This is a genomic window from Pseudomonas kairouanensis, assembly GCF_004682055.1.
Classification (GTDB): domain Bacteria; phylum Pseudomonadota; class Gammaproteobacteria; order Pseudomonadales; family Pseudomonadaceae; genus Aquipseudomonas; species Aquipseudomonas kairouanensis.
On record NZ_QUZU01000043.1, the window covers coordinates 1 to 24,756 of the forward strand.

Sequence of the window (24,756 nt, forward strand, 5' to 3'; positions counted from 1 at the left end):
ACCGCCATCGGGAGCAAGTCGAATCGTCGCACCGCCCCTCCTACATTGACTGCATTTCAAAGATTAATAATCGGTGTTGGACTAACTCCCGCGGAAATCTGCGGCATTCAGGCCAAACCGGCTCATCTTGTTGTACAACCCGCCACGGGACACGTTGAGCTGCCGCGCAGCCAGGCGAATATTCCCGCCGGCCGCTTGCAGTGCCGCGACAATGGCATTCATTTCATGACTGCTCAGGTCTTGCGCCGGTTGCGCCTCAAGCAGGCGCGCCGGGGCGCGATGCCGGGTGTCCAATGGCAGGTCGGACGGTTGGATCAGTTCACCCGTGGCCAAGTTGGTCGCCCGTTCGATGCTGTTTTCCAACTCGCGCACATTGCCCGGCCAGCCGTAGGCCGACAGCAATGCCAGGGCATCCGGCGAGAAATCCTGCACCGATTTACGCAACGAACGGGCAAAACGCGCTAAAAAATGCCGTGCCAGCAGGGCAATATCTTCACGACGCATGCGCAGTGGCGGCACGGTCAAATTCAATACGTTGAGGCGGTAAAACAGGTCTTCGCGAAACGCCCCCTCCGCCACCGCTTGGCTGAGGTTGCGGTGAGTGGCCGCGATGATGCGTACATCCACCCGTCGCGAGGTCTTCGCGCCGACGCGGGTCACTTCACCTTCCTGCAACACCCGCAACAAACTGACCTGGGCATCGAAGGACATGTCGCCAATTTCATCCAGGAAAATCGTGCCGCCATCCGCCAATTCAAACTTGCCCGCCGAACCGCCACGGGCGGCGCCGGTGAACGCACCTTCGACATGCCCGAACAGCTCGCTTTGCACCAGGTCCCGTGGGATTGCGCCGCAGTTCACTGCCACAAACGGGCCCTTGTGGCGATCACTGCCGTTATGGATCGCCTGGGCGAACAGCTCCTTGCCGGTGCCGCTTTCGCCAAGGATCAAAGTGGTGGAATCGCTGCGGCTGGCGATCCGCCCCAGGTGCAGCGCATCCTGGATTGCCCGCGAGTGGCCCTGGATGGTGTCGAAGGTATAACTGGCCTGGGTGCCGATGATGCGCCGGGTAATTTCGCGGATACGGCGGTTCTCCCGCAGTGACACGATCACCCCACCCTGCTCCAGCGGGCACACCGAGACCAGGCAGGCAAGCTGGCTGCGGTCATGCAGGTGGAAGGTGCAATCGAGGTCGCGCACGGGCTCGCCCAGCACGTCACCCAACTCGCTGCGGCCCAGGCGCTGGAACGGGCTGCCGATCAATTCCAGCCCCACCCCGAACAACTGCCGGGCATACCGGTTGAGGGCCTTGATGCAACCGCGCTCATCCAGCACCACCAGGCCTTCGTTGAGTACTTCGAGCACGGCTTGTTGTTCTTCCAGCAAGCCTTGCAACGCCATCTGGCGTGACACCGCATCGGCCGCTGCTTGTACGGTGCCCAGGGTATGAAAGTGAAACCAGCCGGGCTCAGCGGTGAGGGTCAGCATGGCCAAGGTCTGGCCCTGGGCATTCTTGATCGGCGCGGCGGCGCAATGCATGCGGCGTTGGCGCAGGCCGATGGCATAGTTTTCCTCGGCGAGCACATACACCAGATGATCTTCGGCCAGCGCCAGGCCGGTGCAGTTGGTGCCTTGGATCGACTCCAGCAGGCGACTGCCCACCGGGGTGATGTCCAGCCCGCAAAAGTACAGGGTGATGCCGTCCGCATCGGTGAGGTTGATATGGCCACGGGGGTTGTAGGCCAGCAGGCCGTGCATGACCTGTGCGGCAGCCGTGATCAATACGCGATGGCTGGCGAGGGTCGCCGCCAGGGCTTCAGGGGCGACGAAGCGGTAGGCGTTGTCTGCCGGGTCAATACCGGCCTGGACGCTGCGGCACCAGGAATCCCAGATCACTTGCCGCACACCTGCCGGACGTTCAGCCAGACCGGCCACGCAATCGCGCCACGCCTGCTCCAACGCGACGACTGGGCCGTCATTCAACGCAGCGGGCCCCAGGGCCGTGAGGTAATCGAGGTCTTGTACGCTGAACGCCATGCTCATCGGAAACACCCATGTTCATATTTTTGACATGTCAGTATAGACATGTCATCCAAATGAACACTTGCCGTTTATAAATTCATATAAAAACCTTAAATATCAGCAGCTTATAAATTGGCACAGCCCTTGCTCTATCCCTACTGCCCATCAGGACCGTCCTGAGGCCAACAATAAAAAAGGGGTTATTGCATGAGTACACAGAACATCCGCCTGGGCTTGATCGGCGCCGGTCGCATGGGCAGCTTTCACGGTTTGACGGCGGCGCGACACATCCCCGGTGCCAACCTGGTGGCGATTGCCGACCCCACCCCTGGCCAGGCTGCCCGCCTCGCCGCAGAGCTGGGTGTGAGCAAGGTCTACACCGACCCGCAGCACCTGCTGGACGACCCGGATATCGATGGCGTGATCATCGCCGCCCCGGCCCGCAGCCACGCCGAATTGGTAATCAGCGCCGCACGCGCCGGCAAGGGGATCTTCTGCGAAAAACCCATGGCCATCACCCTCGATGAAGCCGACCGCGCCATCGCCGCTGCCGCCGATGCCCGTGTGCCGTTGCAGGTGGGGTTCAACCGGCGCTTTGCCAAGAGCTTTCGCACCGCGCATCTGGATGTCGTGGCTGGCCGCATCGGCACCCCGCAACTGCTGCGCTCGCTGACTCGCGACCCAGCGCTGAACAACCCGGCCAACTCGCCGCAGTGGGTAATCTTCCTCGAAACCCTGATCCACGATTTCGACACCCTGCGCTACCTCAACCCCGGCGCCGAGGCGGTACAGGTGCATGTGATGGCCGACGCGTTGATCGCCCCTGACTTCAAGAGCAAAGGCTTCCTCGACACCGCCGTAGTGACGATCCGCTTCGATAACGGCGCGATTGCCACCGCCGAGGCCAACTTCCAGGCGGTGTATGGCTACGACGTGCGCGGCGAAGTGTTCGGCAGCGCGGGCATGCTGACCATGGGTGGCGTCAACGAGTCCGACCTGGTGCGCTACCTGGCCCAAGGCATCCAGGCCGACACCCAACGCCTGGACACCGACCTGCTGCGCGACGCCTACATCGCCGAACTCAACCACTTTGCCGAGTGCCTGCGCACCGGCGCCAAGCCGATGGCCAGTGGCGAAGACGCCCGCGCCGCCCTGGCGATTGCCCGCGCGTGCATCCGGTCGTTCGAGCAAGGCCAGGCGGTGGCCGTATGAGCCCGTTCAAGCTGGCGATCAGTGCCGAGATGGTGTTTCTGGACCTGCCGTTCATTGAGCGGGTCAAACGCATTCATCAGTTGGGCTTCAGCGCCGAGATCTGGAACTGGACCGACAAGGACATCGGCGCCCTGGTCGCGACCGGGGCAGACTTCACCTCGATGACCGGCTACATCACCGGCACCCTCACCGACCCGGACGGCATCCGCCAACTGCTGGACACCGCCCGCGAATCCCTGAGCGTTGCCGAACAACTCAACTGCCCCAGCCTCAACCTGCACGGCACTGGCCTTGGCGAAGGTGGCCTGCCCGTGCAGCCGGTGAGCCACACCACCGGCCGTATGTGGCTGAGCGCCTGCAAGACCCTGGAGAAAATCGCGCGCCTGGGGGAAGACGCCGGCCGCGTGTTCCTGCTGGAAAACCTCAATACCGAAGTCGACCACCCCGGCACCCCGTTCGCCCGCGCCGATGACACCCTGGCGCTGATCGAAGCGGTGGGCAGCCCGCACCTGAAGATGAACCTGGACCTGTACCACGCGCAGATCGGCGAAGGTAATTTGATCGAGCTGATCCAGCGCGCAGGCGCCGCCATCGGTGAAATCCAGGTGGCCGATGTGCCCGGCCGCAAGGAGCCGGGCACCGGTGAAATCCACTACCCTGCCATTGCCAGGGCCTTGCATGCCATGGGCTACCGTGGCGTGGTGGGGCTCGAAGGCTGGGCCAGCGGCGACAGCGAACGGGCCCTGGAGCGATTCCGTCAAGCGTTCACCCTATAACAATAAAAGGAACACCCTTATGAACCGCTATGCATTGATTGTTGCCTCGCTGTTACTGCTGTTCAGCCCCTGGTCGTTCGCCGAGTACCGCATCGGCGTGAGCATTGCCCGGGTGGACGACAACTTCATGACCTACGTGCGCAACGGCCTGCAGGATGCCGCCAAGCAACAGGGTGTGCAGATCCAGTTCGAAGACGCCCAAGGCGACGTGGTGCGCCAGCTCAACCAGGTCGAAGGCTTTCTGAACCAAAAAGTCGATGCGGTAATCGTGCTGCCGGTGGACACCTCCGCCACCGCCAACATGACCCGCGCCGCCGTGGCGGCCAACAAGCCGCTGGTGTACGTCAACCGCCACCCGGACGAGCGCACCCTGCCCAAGGGCGTGGTGACGGTGGCGTCCAACGACATCGAGGCCGGGCAGTTGCAAATGCGCTTCCTCGCGGAAAAACTCGGCGGCAAGGGCAATGTGGCGATCATCATGGGCGACCTTGCGCAAAATGCGACCCACGACCGAACCGAAGGCGCCAAGCAGGTGCTCAAGGACTATCCAGGCATCAAGGTGGTGGAGCAGCAAAGCGCCGAATGGCAGCGCAACAAAGGCATGGACCTGACCAGCAACTGGGTGCTGGCGGGCACGCAGTTCGACGCGATTATTGCCAATAACGATGAAATGGCGATTGGCGCGGGAATGGCGTTGCAGCAAGCGGGCAAGGCCAAGGGTGAAGTGGCGATTGTGGGCATCGATGGGTTGCCGGACGGGTTGGCGGCGGTCAAGCGGGGGCTGTTGGCGGCGTCGGTGTTCCAGGACCCGAAAGCCCAGGCGGCCAAGGCGGTGGAGTCGGCGATCAAGATGATCAAGGGCGAGCCGATTGAAGCGGAGGTGTGGGTGCCGTTTGAGCTGATCAAGCCGGAGCAGGTGGCGATGTTTGAGCAACGCTACAAATAGGCCTGTAAACACTGTTCCAAATGTGGGAGCGGGCTTGCTCGCGAAGGCGGTGTGTCAGTTGATGAAAATGTTGACTTCACACCGCATTCGCGAGCAAGCCCGCTCCCACATTTTGATTGTGTTGAGCCTTTAGTCCAAGTCGCTGGCACTATGGCGCTCGGCGAGTTGCTCATGTGGCTCACCCGAAACCCGGTTCACCCGCCGCCCCCTTTGCACCGCCGGCCGCGCTTCAATCGCATCGGCCCAGCGCAGCACATGCTTGTATTCATGCACCGACAAAAACTCTGCCGCGCCATACAAGCGACCTTTGACCAAGCCACCGTACCAGGGCCAGATGGCGATATCGGCGATGGTGTATTCATCCCCGGCGACGTATTCGCTCACCGCCAGGCGCTGGTCTAGCACGTCGAGTTGACGCTTGGTCTCCATGGCAAAGCGGTTGATCGCGTATTCCATCTTGCTCGGCGCATACGCATAAAAATGCCCGAAGCCGCCGCCCACGTAAGGCGCGCTGCCCATCTGCCAGAACAACCACGACAGGCACTCGGCACGGGCGGCAGGCTCGGTAGGGAAGAACGCACCGAATTTCTCCGCCAGGTACTGCAGGATCGCGCCCGACTCGAACACCCGAATCGGCGTGGCACCGCTACGGTCCAGCAGGGCCGGGATCTTGGAGTTGGGATTGCCCCCCACAAAGCCACTGCCGAACTGCTCGCCATCGCCAATCTTGATCAGCCAGGCGTCGTACTCCGCACCGCTGTGCCCCAGGGCCAACAGTTCTTCCAGCAGGATGGTGACCTTCTGCCCATTGGGCGTGGCCAGGGAATACAACTGCAGCGGGTGCTTGCCCACCGGCAGCGCTTTTTCGTGGGTAGCGCCGGCGATAGGCCGGTTGATACTGGCGAAAGTGCCGCCGCTTTCGGTGTCCCAGGTCCAGACTTTCGGGGGTACGTAGTCGGTCATAAGGTTACTGCTCCTTGGTGTCAGTACTGTTCGATGCGGCCAGTTGCGCGACGTTCCATCCGCCGCCCAAGGCTTTGATGAGCCCCACATTAGCGCTCAATTGCTGGGTTTGCAGTTGCAACACGCTGCGCTTAGCCTCCAGCGCAGCGACCTGGGCGGTCACCACGTCCAGATAGGCCACCGCGCCCTGGCGATAACGAGAGGTGGAAAGGTCTTCGGCATAGTGCGCGGCGGCGGCCGCAGCGCGTTGATCATCCAGGGCGCTGCCCAGCCCGGCAAGCTGCGAGAGGTTGTCCTCTACCTGTTCGAATGCGGCCAACACCACGCCACGATACTGTGCGGCGGCTTCATCGGTGCCGGCCTTGGCGATATCCACCCTGGCCTGGCGCGCGCCACCGTCGAGCAACGTGCCCACCAGCGACGGGCCAATGGCCCAGAACAGGTTGGGCGCGCTCAGCAGGTACGCAAACTCATCGCTCTGGTAGCCGCCCTGGGCGCTCAGGGTGACCTGCGGAAACCACGCAGCCTTCGCCACGCCGATGCGCGCGTTCGCCGCCGCAATGCGCCGTTGGGCAGCGGCGATGTCCGGCCGACGTTGCAGCAAGCTGGACGGCACGCCCGTGGGCACGTTGGGCAAGGCAATCGGGGCGACGTTGACGGCCACGGTGTAGGTCGAGGCCGACTCGCCCAACATTGCGGCAATGGCATGCTCCAGCACCGCCCGTTGCACCAGGCTCTGGCTGAGCTGGGACTTGACCGTCGACAGCTGCGTGCGCGCTCGCGCCACGTCAAGGCCGGAGACAATCCCACCGCCGTGCAGGCCTTCGGTCAGGCTCAGGGCCTTGGCGTAGGCGTCACGGGTCTGTTCGAGCAATTGGTTCTGCCAATCGATACCGCGCAGGCGCATATAGCTGTCGGCCAACCGGGCCTGCAGGCTCAAGCGCACCGAGGCGAAATCAGCCTTGGCCGCCTCGGAATCTAGGGTGCCGGCGGCGACCGTGTCGCGCACGCGGCCCCATAGGTCGACCTCATAGTCCAACTCCACCCCTAGGGTGGCGGAATTGTAGACATCCGACGACGTGGCCGACCGCAACGGCCGGGTGTCGGACTGGCGAATACGTTGGCCGCTGCCGATACCCGACAGTGTGGGCAACAGCCCCGAGCGTGCCTGGGCCACATAGCCTTGGGACTGCTGGTAATGGGCGAACGCCGCACTCAGGTCCGGGTTGCGGTTGAGCAACTGCTGCTGCATCGCGTCCAACTGCGGGTCGTGGTAGATGCGCCACCAGCCGTCACGGTTGGCCTGGTCATCGGGGGCGCCGACCGTCCACGGGCCCTGGGTATGGAACTGCGCCGCCAGGGGCATGGGTGGCACAGCCAGCGGCGGCGCCATCGAGCAGGCGCCCAGGCTCAGGGTGGCGATCAGGCCCAGCAGGTTGCGCTTAGCCATGGGGTTTGGCCTCGGCGACGGCCGTGCCAGGCAACTGCACGGAGTCGTTGTCGGCCAGGCCGTCGGGCGGTGTGTCGATCACGCGGTCGCTGGCTTGCAGGCCGCTGGCAATTTCCACGCTGTCGCCAAAGTCGCGGGCGATGCTCACGGTCTTGAAGTGCACGCGGTCGTTGCTGTCGAGGGTAGCGACGCGCATTCCGTGGTCATCGAACACCAGGGCACTGGACGGCACCCGCAAGACATCGGCCTGTACCGGCAAGTCAAACTGCACGCTGGTGTAGCCCCCCGGCAGCAGGCGACCACCGGGGTTATCCACCAGCAATTGCACCAGGGTGCTGCCGGATGCGGCGTTGACGGCGTCGGCGGTGGCAATCACTTTGCCGGTGAAGGTTTCGCCACGATACTCCGGCACGCTCAGGCGCGCCGTGGAGCCCTCACGGATCTGCGGCGAAAAGGTCTGTGGCACCTGCACATACACGCGCAGGCGGCTGACATCGGCCACCGCAAACAGCTCTTTGCCGGCGCTGCCTCCGGCACTGATCAGCGCGCCCACATCCGTGCTGCGCGCCGTGACCACACCGGCGAACGGCGCGACCAACTGCTGGAACCCCTTGGTCGCCACCAACTGGTCGACATTGGCCTTGGCCGCCGCCACCCGGGCCTGCTTGGCGGCCAAGTCGCCGGCCCGTTCATCCACCTCCTGGCGCGACACCGAATCAGTCGCCAGCATCGCCTGCCAACGCTGGGCGGTGGTGCCGGCCAGGTGCGCGTCAGCCTGGGCCGAAGCCAGGGTGGCACGGGCTTGCAGCAATTGCTGGTCGAGTTCCGGGGTGTCGATGAGTGCCAATACCTGGCCGGCCTTTACGCGGGTCCCAATGTCGACATTCCAGGATTTGAGGTAGCCGTTGACCCGCGCAAAGATCGATGCACGGGAGTAGGCTTCCATCCGCCCTGGCAGGTTGAGCACGGGGCCCTGGGCTTGCACCACGGGCTTGATCAGGTTGACGCTGGGCAGCGCCTGGGCATCGGTCCAGCGCTTGAGATCGCGGGACTCATTGGCGCGCACACCCAGGCCAACCCCGACGATGGCGACCACAACCACCCCGCCGGCGATCAACCACAACAGGCCGCGAGAGGATTTTGGCGTAGAAACAGAAGCGGACATGTCAAACCCCTTGGGTAACGGTGGTCGCCAGCGGCGCGTGCTGGCGACGCCCGTGGACAAGACTGAAAATCAACGGAACCAGAATCAAGGTCGCCAGGGTGGCAAACGCCAGGCCGCCGATCACCGCACGGCCGAGCGGCGCGTTCTGCTCGCCGCCCTCCCCCAGGCCCAAGGCCATGGGCGCCATGCCGATGATCATCGAAATGGCCGTCATCAATACCGGCCGCAACCGGGTAAAACCGGCCTCCAGCGCTGCCTGCACCGCATCGCCATGCACGGCCAGGCGCTCACGGCAGAAGCTCACCACCAGGATCGCGTTAGCGGTGGCCACGCCCATGCACATGATCGCCCCGGTCAATGCCGGCACCGACAATGGCGTGTGGGTGATGAACAGCATCCACACAATGCCGGCCAGTGCCGCCGGCAAGGCAGTGATGATCACGAACGGGTCGGACCAGGACTGGAAATTGACCACGATCAGCAGGTAGATCAACACCACCGCGCCCAGCAAACCGAACAGCAGGCCGCTGAACGCCGCATTCATGGTTTGCACCTGGCCCTGCAGAATGACCTTGGAGCCCGTGGGCACTTCACCGGCATGGGCTGCGATGATTTTTTGGATATCGGCGGCGACGCCCCCCAGGTCGCGGTCCTGGATGGCGGTAAGCACTTCCACCACCGGCTGGATATCCGACTGGCTGAACACCGAGTTGCTGTGGCTGCGCTGGATCGTGGCCAGGGCGCCCAGGGTCTGGTCGCTGGCGGCCCCGCTGCTGCCGCTCAATGGCAGGTTATGCAGGGCCGCCAGGCTTTCCAGGCTGTACTGCGGGGTTTGCATGACAATCGGGTAGGAAATGCCATTGGCGGGGTTCAACCAGAATGTCGGCGCGACCTGGCTGGAACCGGCGAGGTTGACCACCAGGCTGTTGGTCACGTCACGCTCGGTCAAGCCGACCAATTGCGCGCGGGTGCGATCCACATCGATATTGAACGTCGGCTGTTGCCGCGACTGCTGGATACGCGCATCCACCACCCCCGGCACCCGGCGGATATCGCGCAGCAACGCGCTGGCATAGGTGAAGTTGGCGGCCAGGTTATTGCCGGTGATTTGCAGGTCAATCGGCGCCGAGGAGCCGAAGTTGAGGATCTGCCCCACGATGTCCGACGCCGGGAACGAGAACACCGCGCTCGGAAACTCCCGTGGCAGGCTTTCGCGCAGTTGGCGCACGTAGTCGGCCGTGGGGCGATGGCCCTCGTTGAGGCTGATCTGGATGTCGCTGTCCTGGGAACCCACGGTGCCGGTGTTGTTGTACACCACGTTGATACCGCTGATGGACAAACCGATGTTGTCCACCAACGCCTTGAGCTCCTGGGGCGGTACGGTGCGGCGGATCGCGTTTTCGATATCGGCGATCAGGTTGGCGTTGCTTTCCACCCGCGTTCCCACCGGGGCACGTACGTGCAGCAGGATCAGCCCGGAGTCCACGTCCGGGAAGAAGTTGCGCCCCAGGAACGGCACCAGCGCAAACGACACCGCGACAAACGCCAGCAAACCGATCACCACGCTGCGGCGATGGTGCAAGGCGCTTTCGAGCACGCGGTGGTAGTGCTCGCGGAAGGCTTCGAAACGCCGCTCGAAACCGCGCTGCAAGTTCACCAGCGGATTGCGCGATGGCGCCTGCCCGCCTTCACTCTGCACATGGGGCTTGAGCAGGTAGTTGGCGAGGGTCGGCACCAGGGTCCGCGACAAGATGAACGAAGCGATCATGGCGAAGATCACCGCTTCGGCCATCGGCACGAACAGGAAGCGCGCCACGCCTTCGAGGAAGAACATCGGCACAAACACAATGCAGATACACAGCAGTGAGACGAATGCGGGGGTGACGATTTGCGCCGCGCCATCGAGGATCGCCGTGTCCACCGGCTTGCCCTGCTCCAGGTGCCAGTTGATGTTTTCGATGGTCACCGTGGCGTCGTCCACCAGGATCCCCACCGCCAGGGCCAGGCCGCCGAGGGTCATGATATTCAGGGTTTCGCCCAGGGCCGACAGGGTGGCAATGGAGGCGAGGATCGCCAGGGGAATCGAGGTGGCGATGATCACCGTCGAGCGCCAACTGCCGAGGAACAGCAGGATCATCAGGCTGGTCAGTGCCGCTGCAATCAGGCCTTCACGGGCCACGCCGCCGATGGCCGAGCGCACGAACAGCGACTGGTCACCGATCAGGTCGATATTCAGGTTGGGCGGCAAGCTCGCCTTGTTGTCGGCCAGCTTGTCCTTGACCCCGGCGATCACGCCCAGGGTAGAAGCCGACCCGGTCTTGAGCACCGGCAACAGCACCGAGCGGTTGCCGTTGACGTGCACGATATTGGATTGCGGCGGGTTGCCATCGCGCACCGTGGCCACGTCGCGGATCAATACAGTGGTGCCGTCGGCAGTCTTGATCGGCAGGTTTTCCAGGTCGTGGAAGTCCGACGGGGCGTTGTTCAGTTGCAGGTTGAATTCATAGGTGCCGATCTTCTGCGTGCCGACCGGTGTGATCAGGTTCTGGGTGGCCAGGGCGGTGGCCACATCCTGCGCCGACAGGCCGCGGGCTTGCATGCGCGCCGAGTCGAGATCGATCTGCACCTGGCGGCTCTTGCCACCGAACGGGAATGGCAAGGCGGCGCCGGGCACGCTGGTGAGCATCAGGCGGACCTGGTTCAAACCGATGTCCCCCAGCCGCTGCTCACTCAAGCCGGGGCCCGACAAGGCCAGTTGCACGATCGGCACGGTGGAGGCGCTGTAATTGAGCACCAGCGGCGGCACCGTGGCGGGCGGTAGCTGGCGCAAGATCGCCTGGGACACCGAGGTGACCTGGGCGTTGGCCGTGGCGATGTTGACACCGGGCTGAAAGAAGATCTTCACAATGCCGTAGCCATTCATCGACTGGGCTTCGATATGACGCACATCGTTGACGGTGGTGGTCAGCACCCGCTCGAAGGGCGAGGTGATGCGCCCGGCCATCTGGTCCGGCGGCAAGCCGGTGTACTGCCAGATCACGGCAATCACCGGAATGCGGATTTCCGGAAAGATATCGGTGGGTGTACGCCAAGCCGCGAGCGGGCCGATGATCAGAATGAAAATGGCCAATACCAGGAAGGTATAAGGACGTCGCAACGCGATGCGCACGAGGCTCAGCATAGGGTTGAATCCAGACAGAGAGTGGAACGACCAGTCGCCAAAAAAGAGGCATACGCCACAATATCGATTTTAGTGGCGTACGCAACTAAATTGTTTCAAGCTGTCTCTGTCTTCATCTGGCAGGCTATCTTCGGTCTGAAAGGCCTTGTCCTGACGGGTCCGACGGGCATAATCGCCCATGTCGATTTTTGTATCAGTGAGTATCCGCCCTTGAAAACCGCCAAGCCTTGCGCTGAGAGCCCCAGTGTTTGCGTCAACGGTGCCGTACGCCGCACCTCGCGCCGCCTGGCCCAGATCTATGACGAGGCCTACGCCCCCTGCGGTTTGAAAGCCACGCAATACGCGGTGCTCAACCACATCGCCAAGGCCGGCACGCCCACCATGGGCGAACTGGCCCAAAGCCTGGTGATGGACCTGTCCGCCCTCGGCCACACCCTCAAACCCCTGGTGCGTGACGGTTTGGTGCAATTGCGCGTGGATGAACTCGACCGCCGCACCCGCCGTGTGTTGTTGACCGAACACGGCACGCACACCCATGCCCAGGCCAGGCGTATCGCGCTGCAAATGGCCGAGCGTTTTGACCAGGCATTTGGCCAGGAAGCCGCCGCCCAACTGCGCCAGACCCTGGACTTTATTGCCTCCGACGAGTTTGCCCAGGTGCTGCTGGCCAAGGATGACTGAGCCAGACGCGAACAGGCGCAGAGGTATCAGCAGTTGCGCGAAGCCATTGCGCAGGACAATCAAGAGCCCTTAATCTCCTGAGCCCATGACGTTGAGAGCAATGGAGGCTGTATGAAACTGATCGGCATGCTGGACTCGCCCTACGTACGCCGCGTAGCCATCTCCCTGGACCTGTACGGGGTGGTTTTTGAACATCAATCGCTGTCGGTGTTCAGCACCTTCAACGAGTTTTCCCAGATCAACCCGGTGGTCAAGGCCCCTACCCTGGTGCTGGACGACGGCACGGTGCTGATGGATTCCAGCCTGATCCTCGACTACCTGGAAACCCTGGCCCCGGCCGACAAAAAGCTGCTGCCCCAGGCACCTGCCACCCGCGCCCACGACCTGCAACTGCTGGGCCTGGCCCTGGCGGCCTGTGAGAAAAGCGTGCAGATCGTGTATGAACACAACCTGCGCCCTGCCGAAAAACTGCATGCGCCCTGGCTCGACCGCATCAGCGGCCAGTTGCTGGCAGCTTATTCGCTGCTGGAGAAGCAATTGGATGACCGTGAGGCGCTGGACCAGGCCACCCTCACCGCAGCCGTGGCGTGGTCCTTCAGCCAATACACCGTGGCGTCGGTAGTGAAGGCTGAAGCGTTTCCCAAGTTGAAACGCCTGGCTGAACGCCTGGAGCAGCATCCAGCCTTCAAGAAATACCCGATCGAATAAACACCACCCATCACATGTTGGAATGGGCTGGTGTGGGAGCGGGCTTGCTCGCTCCCACATTTGGACCGCTGCACCTGGCTACCTTGCTGCCAGATACGCCCCCTGCACCTCAAGCACGCGAATCTTGAGGTAGTCCGCTGCGATTACTCCAGGATCGGCATGTACCAGATACACCGTCCCCGGCTGACTGAACACATCCTGAGTCACGCCTATGGGCTGCCCTTGATCAACGTAGAACACTGCATCGAAGAAGGATTCAAGCTTGAGTAGCTCCGTCAGGAAAAAGTCTTTTTTAAAGCATCCATCCGCGTGGCTGATCAAGCAGACGTTATAGGTGTGTTGCAAGCGTTGGTAAGCCACTGGCTTCGCCAGCCATTGTGCGAATACCTCGGGCGCCGTGACGGATAAAACCACGGCCTCGATTTGCCCAAGCCCGGTGGTTCGCCTGGATACATCGGGGCGAAGAATGCCATCGGTTCTTGCCGCTATCTCCACCAGCCGCGGGCCATCATCCGTCAGCATCACTTCTGCATGGCTGGGGCCGTTGCGAATCCCCAAGCTGCGTACTACCGCTCGGGTGTAGTCCACCAACTGGGAATACTCTGGGCAATCACTACAGATCAGCTCATCGATGTCATACAGAATGCCACCCGCCTGAGTACGCTGCTTTCGGTACCGCACCACCTCAGTCACCAGTTGCTGACCGTCGAGCGAAACCATGTTGACCACGTACTCCACCCCCGCCAGGTACTCCTGAATCAACACCTGGGTGTTGGCGATATTCAACTTGTTGGTAGTACCCAGCAGTCTGCCAACCGCAACCTCGCAAGCGTGCAGGTCATCACAGATAAACACACCGTCGGCTCCGGCGCTTTCAAGCGGCTTGATCACCACTGGAAAACGGCCGTGATCATCGATCCAGCCTTTGGCAAGCGGCCAAGTGCCGGCGACAAACTGTCGAGCAGCCGGTAGACCAGAGCGCGTAATGCATTGGATCATGTCGTACTTGTTTCGACGGGCATTGCTCTTGTCGATGTCATTGCGGTACGGCAATTTGAGCAGGTCATTCAACTGATCCGCCAGCAGTACACCGGTTTCGGCGCCAGCAATAATGAACTGCGGGCTAAACCGCTTGACCTCTTGCAAGGTGGTGGAGAAGTCGGCATTCACGATCATCTGCTCGTAAATCAAGGGTTCAAACCCCTTGTAGTAGTAGCTGTCCAACCCTTGCGATGAAGCCACATGCATCAGCACACAACCGGCATCATTCAAGCGTTTGGCTACAAACTTTCCAGACGAGAAACCATCGACTACCACCACCCTTGTCATGCTGCACCTCGCTTCATGGCGTATAGCGCTCGCCCCGCCAGTAAAAACACTATGACGCTGACCGCCGCGACGCTGGCAATGGAGAATTCGATCCGGGCATCGAAAAACTGCAATAACAAAACAAATACCGGAAGGGTCAGCAGCACCAGGGAGACATGGATCGGAGTGAGGTAGTAGATGGTTTTCTGGATCAAATAGATCGGCAGCAAATGCCCCACTACCACCAACATTATCATCGGCAATACCCACTCACGACCCAGTACAAAACTCCCGCCAGTGGCCGGGATTGCAATGACGCACACACCGATCATCGCAATGTTCCTGACGGCGAGAATTTCATCGATGGACCATCGCCGCTCGAACAACTCTTTGGAGAACACCGTGTACATGACCGTACCCACAGCGCACACCAACACACTGCCAATCCCCAACAACCGCTGCTCCAGAGTCGTAGTGGCTATACCGCTGTCCCCCGTAAAGGAATTAAACAGCATGATACCCACCGAAATAAGCACCAGGCATGAAACCAGTGCATCCACGAAGGCGACCTTGGCACTCTGTTTGTTGACGAGCGCAATGATCAACGTAAGTGCGGGGCCGCAGGCGACCGAAGCGACGCCCACTACAGCAGGCTCCAGGTAGCGCAACGCGTAAAACAGTCCTCCCCAGTTGAGGAGCACTGAAATATTGACCGTTGCGACGAGTTGCCAATGTTCAATAAGTTTAAAAGTTAAAGTATTCGCTCGACGACAGAGGGTGAGCACAGCAAAAAAAACCGACGAGACGGTAAAGCAATAAAAGATCACCAGAAGCGTACTAATTGCCTGAGTGGCAAACGCTACGTACACATCAAACGCCGCGCTGATCAAACAAAAAATCAAACCGACCAATACGCCTGTACGGACCATCGTTTAAATTTCCGTATGTACACCCCGTGAATCCTTGAAACGCTAACAGATCATTTTCCATGCAAACAACTAGCTGAACGGATAGGCAGTACCCGCCCCCTGCCACCGTGTGGCACTGCCTTGGAGTCCTTTTCGGCAAGGAGGGGACCTACCCCTCCCACCTCACTCATCAAGCCCTACCTGAGGAACTCAGCGCCCACTCAGACCCACCCCCCATCCACAATAAAATTCTGCGCCGAGCACATCGACGAGGCATCGGAAGCCAAGAACAACGCCATATTGGCGATGTGCTCCGGCAGTACACTGCCCGGCAGGCATTGGCTGCGGCTGATCAGGTCCTTGGCGGCGTCGTCGACCCACATGGCCAGTTGTTTCTCGGTCATCACCCAACCCGGTACCAGTGTGTTCACGCGGATGTGGCTTGGGCCCAGTTCCCGGGCCAGGGCGCGGGTCATGCCGTGGGCGGCGGCTTTGCTGGCGGCGTATACCGGGTAGCCGGCCGAGGCCATCATCCAGCCCACAGAGCCGAGGTTGATGATCGAGCCACCGCCGGCACTTTTCATCATTGGCACCACGGCCTTGGCGGCGAAGAAGGCGTGCTTGAGGTTGACGGAGATGAGTTTGTCGAAGGTTTCCGAGTCGACCTCCTCCAAGGTGTGGCGCACGTCGTTGGCGGCATTGTTGACCAGTACCGTGATCGGCCCCAGGGAGTGTTCAAAACGCCCTATCGCCGCTTTGTAGGCGATCTCGTCAGTGATGTCGCAATACACGAATTCCACGGTGTGCCCACGGGAACTCAACAACGCCGCCAGGCGTTCGCCCTGGCTTTGGGCGCGGTCGACAAAGCCCACTTTGGCGCCCTGGGCGGCGAACGCGCGCACCATGAATTCACCAATGCCTGAGGCGCCTCCGGAGATCAGTACGGTCTTGCCTTCAAGGTCGGGATAAACCGCGTGCTGGGTCGTCATACAATGCTGCCTCGCTTAATTAGTCTTATTTTATTTTGCAAAAACGGCTTTAAAGGCTATAAATTCGCTGTCCAATCGACAAAATATCGCAAATTAGTAGAACTATTCCACTCAAAACAACAAAAGGAAGTTCGACCATGAAGCACCCTCGATACCTGCTCTCGGGCCTGGCCATGTCCATGCTGATCGCCAGTGGCGGCGCCCAGGCGGCAGGCCTTAGCAGCGAACACAAACCCTTCGGTAAAACCAACGACGGCACTGCCGTCGAACAATACATCCTGCGTAACAGCCATGGCATGCAGGCCACGGTGATTACCTACGGCGGCGTGTTGCAGTCGCTCAAGGTGCCGGACAAACACGGCAAGGTCGAAGACGTGGTGCTGGGCTTCGACGATGTGCAGGGCTACCAGGCCGGCACGGCGTTTTTTGGCGCGACCATCGGGCGCTTTGGCAATCGCCTGGCGGGCGGCGCGTTTGAACTCGACGGCAAGCGCTACCAGGTGCCGCTCAACGACGGCCCCAACTCACTGCACGGCGGCGCCGAGGGCTTCGACAAGCACGTCTGGACCGCCACGCCGGTCAAGGCCAAGGACTCGGTGGGCGTGACCCTCACTTACCTGTCCAAGGACGGTGAGATGGGCTTCCCCGGCAACCTGAAAACCGAGGTCACCTACCGTCTGAACGACCAGAACGAACTGCACATCGACTACAAGGCCACCACCGACAAACCCACCGTGCTCAACCTGACCAACCACAGCTACTTCAACCTGGCCGGCGCGGGCAATGGCGACATTCTCAAGCAAGTCGCCACCTTGCACGCCAGCCATTACACACCGGTGAATGCCACCTTGATTCCCACCGGCGAACTGGCGCCGGTAAAAGGCACGCCGATGGACTTCCTCAAACCCACGCCGATCGGCCAGCACATCAAGGAGGATCATCCGCAGCTCAAGTTCGCCGAACCCAAGCAAGGTGGGTTCGATTTCAACTGGGCGCTGGATACCAAAGGCGATGTGAAGCAGTTGGCCGCCGAGGTGCATGACCCTGAGTCGGGGCGGCGCTTGCAGTTGTTTACCACTGAGCCTGGGGTGCAGTTTTATACCAGTAACTTCCTCGATGGGACGGTGAAGGGCAAGGCTGGGAAGACGTATCAGCACTGGAGTGGGTTTACGTTGGAGACCCAGCATTTTCCGGATGCGCCGAACCAGCCGAGCTTTAAATCAACCCGTTTGAACCCTGGCCAGACTTATAGCCAGAACACAATTTTCAAGTTCAGCGCTGATTAAAATGTGGGAGGGGCGGTGCGACGATTCGACTTGCTCCCGATAGCAGTGGTTCAGTTGATGCAACTTTGACTGACACGCCGCAATCGGGAGCAAGCCCCCTCCCACATTAGCCCTCTCCTGCATTTGGATTTTCACATGCAGGGATTTAGCGTTGTTTCATGCGGTCGATGACCACCGCCAGCAACAGGATCGAGCCACGGATCACGTACTGGTAGAAGGTGTCGATGTTCTTCAGGTTCATCGCATTCTCGATGATCGCCAAAATCAGCACCCCGGCAATCACATGGCGAATCATGCCAACCCCACCACTGAGCGACACCCCGCCCAGCACACACGCCGAGATCACCGTCAGTTCAAATCCCTGGCCAATCATCGGCTGGCCCGAGGTCATGCGCGAAGCCAGGATCACCCCGGCCAAGGCGCCGATCAAACCGTGCACGGCAAAGATCAGGATCTTGGTGCGGTCCACGTTCACCCCTGCCAGCAACGCCGCTTCCGGGTTGCCGCCAATGGCCATGGTGTTGCGCCCGTAAGTGGTGTAGTTGAGCAACCAACCGAAGAACAGGAAGCACAGGATGGTGATCAGGATCGGCACCGGCACCCCCAGCAACTGGCCGTTGCCAAAGATGAAGAACTGCTCCTCGGACACCCCCACCGCCTTGCCGTTGGCAAAGATATAGGCCAGGCCGCGCACGATCTGCATGGTCGCCAAGGTGGTGATCAAGGCATTGACCCGCAGCTTGGCGATGACGATGCCGTTGATCAGCCCCACCACCAGGCCCATCAACAAGGCTGCGCCGATGCCAAGCATGACGCTGTCGGTATCGCGCATCACAATGGCCGCCACCACGCCGGCGCAGGCAATCACCGAGCCCACCGACAGGTCGAAGTGCCCCGACGCCAGGCAAAACAACATGGTGCAGGCGGCGATACCCACAGTGGAAATCGCCAGGCCCAGCCCGCGCATGTTCAGCGGCGAAAGGAAGTTGTCGATGAGCAAGGCACACAGCAAAAAGATGCTCACTGCGGCCAGCAGCATTGCCCAGTTGTCGAGCAGTGCGCGCACATCCAGGGGCTTGCGCGCTGTGGGCAGCGCGTTTTGTTGGATCGTCATAGTCGTCTCTCAGTTCGCCACGCTGCGCGGCAAAGCCAGTTGCAGCAAGTTGGATTCAGTGGCGTGTTCGCGGGTTTGTTCGCCGCGCAGCGCGCCTTCGCACAGCACCAGGATGCGATCGCTGATGCCCATCACTTCCATCAGGTCGCTGGACACCACGATCACCGCAATGCCCTGGGCCGCGAGGTTATGGATGATCTGGTAGATCTCGGCCTTGGCGCCGATGTCGATGCCACGGGTGGGTTCGTCCAGCAGCAGGACTTTCATCGGCATTGACAGCCAACGGCCCAAAATGGCCTTTTGCTGGTTGCCGCCGGACAGGTACATGATCTTCTGCGCCGCATTCGGCGTTTTGACTTTCATGGCCTTGATCTGGTGGTCGGCGTTGCCCTTCTCCCAGCCGTCACGCAACAGCCAGCCAAAGGCCGAATGCGCACCACGGGCACTGATATTGATGTTCTCGGCCACGCTGGACAGCGGGATGATGCCTTCCTTCTTGCGGTCTTCCGGGCACAGCAGCACGCCAGCGGCGATGGCGTCGCGGGGTGAGCGCAGCTGCAGTTGTTCACCACACAGCGCCAACTGACCGGCGCTGGCCCGTTCCAGGCCGCTGAGCAGGCGGAACAGCTCCGTGCGCCCTGCCCCCACCAGCCCGAACAGCCCAAGAATCTCGCCCTTGCGCACCTCGAAACTGATGGGCTCACGCAGGCCAGGCCCCACCAGGCCGTCGACCTTGAGTGCCACCTCACCCTGCTCGCGCGGCCGGTAATCGTAGATATCCTGGATATCCCGGCCGACCATGCAGGTCACCAACTGGTCATGGGTAAGCGCGCTCATGTCGTCAAACGTGCGCACGTAGCGCCCGTCCTTGAACACCGTGACCGCATTACAGATGCGGAAGACTTCCTCCATGCGGTGAGACACGTAAAGCACCACTTTGCCCTCGTCCCGCAGGCGCGTGATGATCGCCATCAAGCGGTCGATCTCCCGCGCCGACAGGCTGCTGGTGGGCTCGTCGAAGGCAATCACATGGGCGCCACGGGACAGCGCCTTGGCGATCTCCACCAATTGGCGCTGGCCCAGGGACAGGCGCCCGAGTTTTTCAGCCGGGTCAATTTCATCCGCCAGGCCCTTGAGGCAAGCGAGGGCCTGCTTGCGCAGCAGCCCCCGGTTGACCACGCCGAAACGCGTGGGCAAATGGCCGAGGAACAGGTTCTCGGCCACGGTCATTTCCGGCACCAGGTGCAGTTCCTGGTGGATCACCGCCACACCGCTGGCAATGCTGTCAGCGGCGTTTTTAAACGCCATGGTTTGCTCGCCAATCTGCAGCGAGCCACTGCTGGGAATGTAGGCGCCGCCAAGGATCTTGAGCAGCGTGGACTTGCCCGCACCGTTCTCGCCCATCAATGCATGCACCTGTCCGGGCTGGGCGCTGAAGCTGATGCCATCCAGCGCCTTGACCCCAGGGAAGGTTTTGCCGATGCCGTCAAACCGCAGGGCCGCAGCGGTCATTGCCACAGCCCGATTTTGGTCAGCTCTTCCTGGAAGTTGGCGCGGGTGATCAGCGTCACTTCGTCCATGGCGGTGTACTTGGCCGGCTCGGTGCCTTTGGTGACCCACTCGTACATCATCAGCGCAGTGTTATAGCCCTCGATGTGCGGGCTGGGCAGCATCGAGCCAAAGAAGCCGCTGTCGGCCTTTTTAAGTTCACCAATGGCGTCGGTGCCGTTGATGCCGATGCCGATCACGTTGGCCGCCTTGAAGCCGGCGCTTTCGGTGGCGCGCACGCCGCCCAGCACGGTGTTGTCGTTCATGCCGCCGATGATCAGGTTTTTCGCACCGCTGGGCAGTTTGACCAGGGCCGAGTTGGTGGCGTCCATGCTGCCCGGTACGTCGAGGGTCTTGGCGGCGGTGAACAGGATGTGGTCCTTGGGTATGCCGGCCTCTTCCAGGGATTTGACCGAGCCGTCCGTGCGCTTCTTGCCGGTGTCGAGTTCGTTGAAGGTGTTGATCACCGCGTAGGTGTCCTTCCAGTCCCAGCCGCGTTTCTTCGCTTCAGCCGCCATGGCCGCGCCCTGCTTCTGGCCCACTTCAAAGGCGGCCATGCCCAGGTACGGCACGTCTTCCATGAAGTTGCCCTTGGCGTCGACGAAACGGTCATCCACGGCGATCACTTTGAGGCCGTTGGCCTTGGCTTTGGCGACGATGGCCGGGCCCAGGGACACGTCCGGCGGGCAGATCACAAAACCCTTGGCGCCGTTGGCGGCCAGGCTGTCGATGGCCGAGAGGGTTTTTTCGCCATCGGGCACGGCGATCTTGATCACGGTGAAGCCATGTTCCTTGCCGGCTTTTTCGGCAAAGGCCCATTCGGTCTGGAACCACGGCTCCTCTGCCTGTTTGACCAGAAAGCCGATCTTCACTTCTTCAGCGGCCAGCAACAGCCCGCTCAGGCTCATGGCCGAGACCGCCACTGCGGCGCAGGCCAGGGAACGCAAACCACGACGACGATGCATAGGGTGACTCCTTGTTGTTGTTTTTAAGTAGCACTGCAAGCGCCCGCGTTATCCGGCAAAGCGAGTGCAGGGTTTTCCAGGGACATCCACTTCAATCGCCAGCACCGCCCCATCCAATGGGTGATCCAACGGGCTGGCTGCACTGGTGATATAGAGGGTGGTGAGGTCGGGCCCGCCAAACACGCAACTGGTGGGGCGGCTCACGGGCAGTTCGAGGATGCGCTCAACGCTGCCATCCGGGGCGATGCGCAGCAGGCAGCTGCCGTCCCAGCGGGCGTTCCAGATATAGCCTTCAACGTCCATCGCCGATCCGTCCGGCCCACCGCGTTCATGGGGGCCGAACCACGGGTGCGCAGGGTCGAGTTGGCCGTTGGCTTGAATCCCATGGCGATACAAGGTGGCGTCCATGCTGTCGCCGAAATGCACCTGGCTGCCCTCTTCGTTCCACAGCAAGGTATTGGGAATGCCCAGGCCGCTGAGCAACGGCGTGACCTGCCCGTCGGCGTCGATGCGAAACAGGCCACCGGAACGCCGGGTGATGGGCAGGTCCTCACCCTGCTCGCCAATGTTGTTTTGCATGGTGCCCAACCACAGACGGCCCTGGGCATCACAGCGCGCTTCATTGCCGCGGTTACCCGCTTGCGGGTCGGCCACGCACAGCAACGTCAGGGCCTCGGTGACCAGGTCGAGGCGATACACGCCGCTGCTCAAGGTCACCAGTGCATCACCGCTTTCACACGGGATAAAGGCCGAGACGTGCTCGGGCAATTGCCACACCTGCAATCGCCCGTCCTTGAGACGCAGCGCCTGCTTGCCGGCGATATTGACCCAGTACAGCGCCTGGGTCGGCCCATCCCAGAACGGCCCCTCGCCCAATTGCGCGCGGTGCGGAGTAACGGCGGTCCACAGCATGATGCCTCCTGGATTGTTATTGTTCTCAGGTGTGCGTTTTACAGCGGCTCGCGCGAGGGCGTGCCATCGACCAGCCGCTGGATACGCAACGGGTTGGCGTTTTTCAACGCGTCGGGCAGCAGGCTATCAGGGTAGTTCTGGAAGCACACGGGGCGCAGGAAACGGTCGATGGCCAAGGTGCCGACCGAGGTGCCACGGGCGTCGGAAGTCGCCGGATACGGACCGCCGTGCACCATCGAATCGCAGACCTCCACGCCCGTGGGGTAGCCATTGAGCAGGATGCGCCCGACTTTCTGCTCCAGCAGCGCAGTCAGTTCGTCAAATTGCTGCAGGTCGGCAGGCTCGCCAATCATCGTCGCCGTGAGTTGACCGTGCAGGCCCTGCAAGGCTGCGCTGAGCTGGGCCTGGTCGGCGACTTCGACAAACACCGTGGTGGGGCCGAAGACTTCTTCTTGCAGCACTTCGTCGCCGTCGATCAGCAGGCGTACATCGGCCTTGAACAGCTGCGGCTGGGCCTGGTTGCCCGACTGTGGATCGCCCGCCAGATGCTGGATGCCAGGGTGCGCGAGGAGTTTGTCCAGGCCCTTGCCGTAGCTGCTCAACGTGCCGGAATTAAGCATGGTTTGCGCCGGCTGGTCGCCGACCAATTGCGCCACCTGTTGGGTGAACGCGGTAAAGGCAGGCGATGCGATACCGATCACCAGCCCAGGGTTGGTGCAGAACTGCCCGCAGCCTTGCACCACCGAAGCGGTCAGGTCGCGGGCGATGCTGTCGGCCCGCGCACTCAGCGCCTGGGGCAGCACGATCACCGGGTTGATGCTCGACATCTCGGCAAACACCGGAATCGGTTGCGGGCGCGCTGCCGCCATATCGCACAGGGCGCGACCGCCCTTGAGCGAACCGGTAAAGCCCACTGCCTGGATCGCCGGGTGCTTGACCAGTGCCTCACCCACGCCGCCGCCGAAGATCATATTGAACACGCCAGCGGGCATATCGGTGGCGACCGCCGCACGGATGATCGCATCGGCCACCTGCTCGGCCGTCGCCATATGCCCGCTGTGGGCCTTGAACACCACCGGGCAGCCTGCGGCCAATGCCGCTGCGGTGTCGCCGCCTGCCGTGGAAAATGCCAGGGGGAAGTTGCTCGCCCCGAACACCGCCACCGGCCCCAGGCCGATGCGGTATTGGCGCAGGTCTGGACGCGGAAACGGGTGACGCTCAGGCAAGGCCTTGTCGATGCGCGCGCCGTAAAAATCGCCGCGACGCAGCACCGTGGCAAACAGGCGCATCTGGCCGCTGGTGCGCCCGCGCTCACCCTTGATACGGGCGGCCGGCAATGCGGTCTCGCGGCACACGACTTCGACGAAATCATCCCCCAGGGCGTCCAGTTCATCGGCGATGGCATCCAGAAACTGCGCACGGCGTGCCGCACTCAACGCCCGGTACGTCGGGTAAGCCTGGGCGGCAGCCTTGGCGGCAGCGTCAACCTCCTGCGCGGTGGCCTGGAAGAAAGCCTGGGGCAAGGCTTCGCCGGTGCTGGCATCGACGCTTTGCAGCTGGATGCTGCCGTTGGCGCTGCGCTGGCCGCCGATGTAGTTGTGGCCGAGAAACTGGGTCATGAAGGTCTCCTTAAAGGGTGATGACGTGGCCGGGTTCGAACGCCGTATCACTGCTGCCGACCGGGTTGACCAGCGGCGCGCCGAACTCGGCCTGGCTGATCTCGAACACATCTCCCGGCTGGGTACGTATACCGTCGGCAAATGACAGGGTGGCGGTGCCGAAGAAGTGAATATGCACATCGCCAGGCTTGAGGAACTGGCGGTATTTGAAGTGGTGGTATTCGAGGTTTTCCAGGCTATGGCACATATTGGCCTCGCCACTGAGGAATTCGTTTTGCCAGATCACTTCGCCGTCGCGCAGGATGCGGCTGGTGCCCGCCAGGTGCTGGGGCAACTCGCCCACGCGCAGCTCGGGCCCATAGCTGCAACTGCGCAGTTTGGAGTGGGCCAGGTACAGGTAGTTCTTGCGTTCCATCACATGGTCAGAGAACTCGTTGCCCACCGCAAAGCCCACGCGATAGGGCTTGCTATCCGGGCCGATAACGTAGAGGCCGCCGATTTCCGGCTCTTCACCCGCGTCCTCGGCAAACGGTGGTACCGGAAAAGCTTCACCAGGGCGCACCACGATGCTGCCGTCCCCCTTGTAGAACCACTCCGGTTGCACCCCGGCCTCGCCGGCCGCAGGTTTGCCGCCCTCCACGCCCCATTTGAAAATGCGCATGGTGTCGGTCAGTGCGGTGTCGTCACCGGCCTGGTGCATCTTGTCCCGTGCCGAGGCGCTGCCCAGGTGGGTCAGGCCGGTGCCGCTGATCAGCATATGGGCCGGGTCGGGATGGTCCAGCGGCGGCAGGATTTTCAGATCCGCCAGCAACGCCGCGTAGTCGTGGCTGGCGCCCAGGCCCAGGCTATCGACCTGTTGCGCCAGGCCCACACCGGCCTCGATGGCCGCCAGGGCCAACTCGCGCACGCTGCGGGCGGTCTGGACTTCGCGCAATTGAGTGCCGTCCACTACGCCAACCCGGCGCTCACCGTTGTGCAATTGGAACTGAACTAAACGCATGCC

The 24,756-nt window shown here is 61.8% G+C and carries 20 protein-coding genes; 6 read left to right on the forward strand and 14 right to left on the reverse strand.

Annotated features, from left to right (window positions below):
- Positions 1–81 precede the first annotated feature (81 nt).
- A complete protein-coding gene (locus DYL59_RS25305; RefSeq protein ID WP_135291635.1) occupies positions 82–2,043 on the reverse strand; it encodes a sigma-54 interaction domain-containing protein in 1,962 nt (653 codons plus the stop codon).
- 186 nt (positions 2,044–2,229) lie between these two features.
- On the opposite strand from DYL59_RS25305, the gene DYL59_RS25310 reads away from it, so the two are divergent.
- From DYL59_RS25310 to DYL59_RS25320, 3 genes are read left to right on the forward strand one after another with little or no spacing between them, the layout of a single operon-like run.
- On the forward strand, positions 2,230–3,234 hold the full coding sequence (locus tag DYL59_RS25310) for a Gfo/Idh/MocA family oxidoreductase (protein WP_135291636.1): 1,005 nt from the start codon (positions 2,230–2,232) through the stop codon (positions 3,232–3,234).
- Entirely contained in the window at positions 3,231–4,010 is a 780-nt protein-coding gene (locus tag DYL59_RS25315; protein WP_135291637.1) for a TIM barrel protein, read from the forward strand. The genes DYL59_RS25310 and DYL59_RS25315 overlap by 4 nt, the downstream gene beginning before the upstream one ends.
- A 19-nt stretch (positions 4,011–4,029) precedes the next feature.
- Entirely contained in the window at positions 4,030–4,956 is a 927-nt protein-coding gene (locus DYL59_RS25320; protein ID WP_135291638.1) for a sugar ABC transporter substrate-binding protein, read from the forward strand.
- A gap of 129 nt (positions 4,957–5,085) precedes the next feature.
- Here the strand turns inward: DYL59_RS25320 and yghU are convergent, their stop codons facing one another.
- The 4 genes from yghU to DYL59_RS25340 are packed head-to-tail and all read right to left on the reverse strand — an operon-like array spanning position 5,086 to position 11,715.
- Positions 5,086–5,919, reverse strand: coding sequence for a glutathione-dependent disulfide-bond oxidoreductase (gene yghU / locus DYL59_RS25325; RefSeq protein WP_135291639.1), 834 nt, complete (start codon positions 5,917–5,919; stop codon positions 5,086–5,088).
- 4 nt (positions 5,920–5,923) lie between these two features.
- Positions 5,924–7,369 (reverse strand): efflux transporter outer membrane subunit, encoded by a 1,446-nt coding sequence (locus DYL59_RS25330; protein WP_135291640.1) that lies wholly within the window; start codon positions 7,367–7,369, stop codon positions 5,924–5,926.
- A complete protein-coding gene (locus DYL59_RS25335; protein WP_135291641.1) occupies positions 7,362–8,534 on the reverse strand; it encodes an efflux RND transporter periplasmic adaptor subunit in 1,173 nt (390 codons plus the stop codon). Before DYL59_RS25335 ends, DYL59_RS25330 begins: the two co-directional genes overlap by 8 nt.
- A gap of 1 nt (position 8,535) precedes the next feature.
- Positions 8,536–11,715 carry an efflux RND transporter permease subunit gene (locus tag DYL59_RS25340; RefSeq protein WP_135291642.1) on the reverse strand — a complete coding sequence of 1,060 codons (3,180 nt, stop codon included), beginning with the start codon at positions 11,713–11,715 and terminating at the stop codon, positions 8,536–8,538.
- Positions 11,716–11,925: 210 nt separating this feature from the next.
- Between DYL59_RS25340 and DYL59_RS25345 the strand changes: the two genes are divergently transcribed.
- Together DYL59_RS25345 and DYL59_RS25350 are read left to right on the forward strand one after the other, a co-directional pair.
- On the forward strand, positions 11,926–12,396 hold the full coding sequence (locus DYL59_RS25345) for a MarR family winged helix-turn-helix transcriptional regulator (RefSeq protein WP_135291643.1): 471 nt from the start codon (positions 11,926–11,928) through the stop codon (positions 12,394–12,396).
- 111 nt (positions 12,397–12,507) lie between these two features.
- A complete protein-coding gene (locus DYL59_RS25350) occupies positions 12,508–13,104 on the forward strand; it encodes a glutathione S-transferase family protein (protein WP_135291644.1) in 597 nt (198 codons plus the stop codon).
- Positions 13,105–13,182: 78 nt separating this feature from the next.
- Here DYL59_RS25350 and DYL59_RS25355 read toward each other — a convergent pair whose 3' ends face one another.
- The 3 genes from DYL59_RS25355 to DYL59_RS25365 form a co-directional block, all read right to left on the reverse strand.
- Positions 13,183–14,433 (reverse strand): ATP-grasp domain-containing protein, encoded by a 1,251-nt coding sequence (locus DYL59_RS25355; protein WP_135291645.1) that lies wholly within the window; start codon positions 14,431–14,433, stop codon positions 13,183–13,185.
- Positions 14,430–15,341, reverse strand: coding sequence for a DMT family transporter (locus tag DYL59_RS25360; RefSeq protein ID WP_135291646.1), 912 nt, complete (start codon positions 15,339–15,341; stop codon positions 14,430–14,432). Before DYL59_RS25360 ends, DYL59_RS25355 begins: the two co-directional genes overlap by 4 nt.
- 200 nt (positions 15,342–15,541) lie before the next feature.
- A complete protein-coding gene (locus DYL59_RS25365) occupies positions 15,542–16,309 on the reverse strand; it encodes an SDR family NAD(P)-dependent oxidoreductase (protein WP_135291647.1) in 768 nt (255 codons plus the stop codon).
- Positions 16,310–16,446: 137 nt separating this feature from the next.
- Between DYL59_RS25365 and DYL59_RS25370 the strand changes: the two genes are divergently transcribed.
- Positions 16,447–17,595 (forward strand): aldose epimerase family protein, encoded by a 1,149-nt coding sequence (locus DYL59_RS25370; RefSeq protein ID WP_135291648.1) that lies wholly within the window; start codon positions 16,447–16,449, stop codon positions 17,593–17,595.
- Between the two features lie 145 nt (positions 17,596–17,740).
- Here the strand turns inward: DYL59_RS25370 and araH are convergent, their stop codons facing one another.
- The 6 genes from araH to araD1 are packed head-to-tail and all read right to left on the reverse strand — an operon-like array spanning position 17,741 to position 24,753.
- Positions 17,741–18,709 carry an L-arabinose ABC transporter permease AraH gene (araH, locus tag DYL59_RS25375; protein WP_135291649.1) on the reverse strand — a complete coding sequence of 323 codons (969 nt, stop codon included), beginning with the start codon at positions 18,707–18,709 and terminating at the stop codon, positions 17,741–17,743.
- A 9-nt stretch (positions 18,710–18,718) separates the two neighbouring features.
- Complete coding sequence (gene araG, locus DYL59_RS25380) at positions 18,719–20,221, reverse strand: L-arabinose ABC transporter ATP-binding protein AraG (RefSeq protein ID WP_135291650.1); 1,503 nt, start codon at positions 20,219–20,221, stop codon at positions 18,719–18,721.
- A complete protein-coding gene (locus DYL59_RS25385; protein ID WP_135291651.1) occupies positions 20,218–21,222 on the reverse strand; it encodes a substrate-binding domain-containing protein in 1,005 nt (334 codons plus the stop codon). The genes araG and DYL59_RS25385 overlap by 4 nt, the downstream gene beginning before the upstream one ends.
- Before the next feature lie 48 nt (positions 21,223–21,270).
- A complete protein-coding gene (locus DYL59_RS25390; protein ID WP_135291652.1) occupies positions 21,271–22,134 on the reverse strand; it encodes an SMP-30/gluconolactonase/LRE family protein in 864 nt (287 codons plus the stop codon).
- A gap of 38 nt (positions 22,135–22,172) precedes the next feature.
- Positions 22,173–23,753: an aldehyde dehydrogenase (NADP(+)) gene (locus DYL59_RS25395; protein ID WP_135291653.1), complete on the reverse strand. Its 1,581-nt coding sequence runs from the start codon at positions 23,751–23,753 to the stop codon at positions 22,173–22,175.
- Positions 23,754–23,763: 10 nt separating this feature from the next.
- Positions 23,764–24,753 (reverse strand): AraD1 family protein, encoded by a 990-nt coding sequence (gene araD1, locus DYL59_RS25400; RefSeq protein ID WP_135291654.1) that lies wholly within the window; start codon positions 24,751–24,753, stop codon positions 23,764–23,766.
- Between the last annotated feature and the right edge of the window lie 3 nt (positions 24,754–24,756).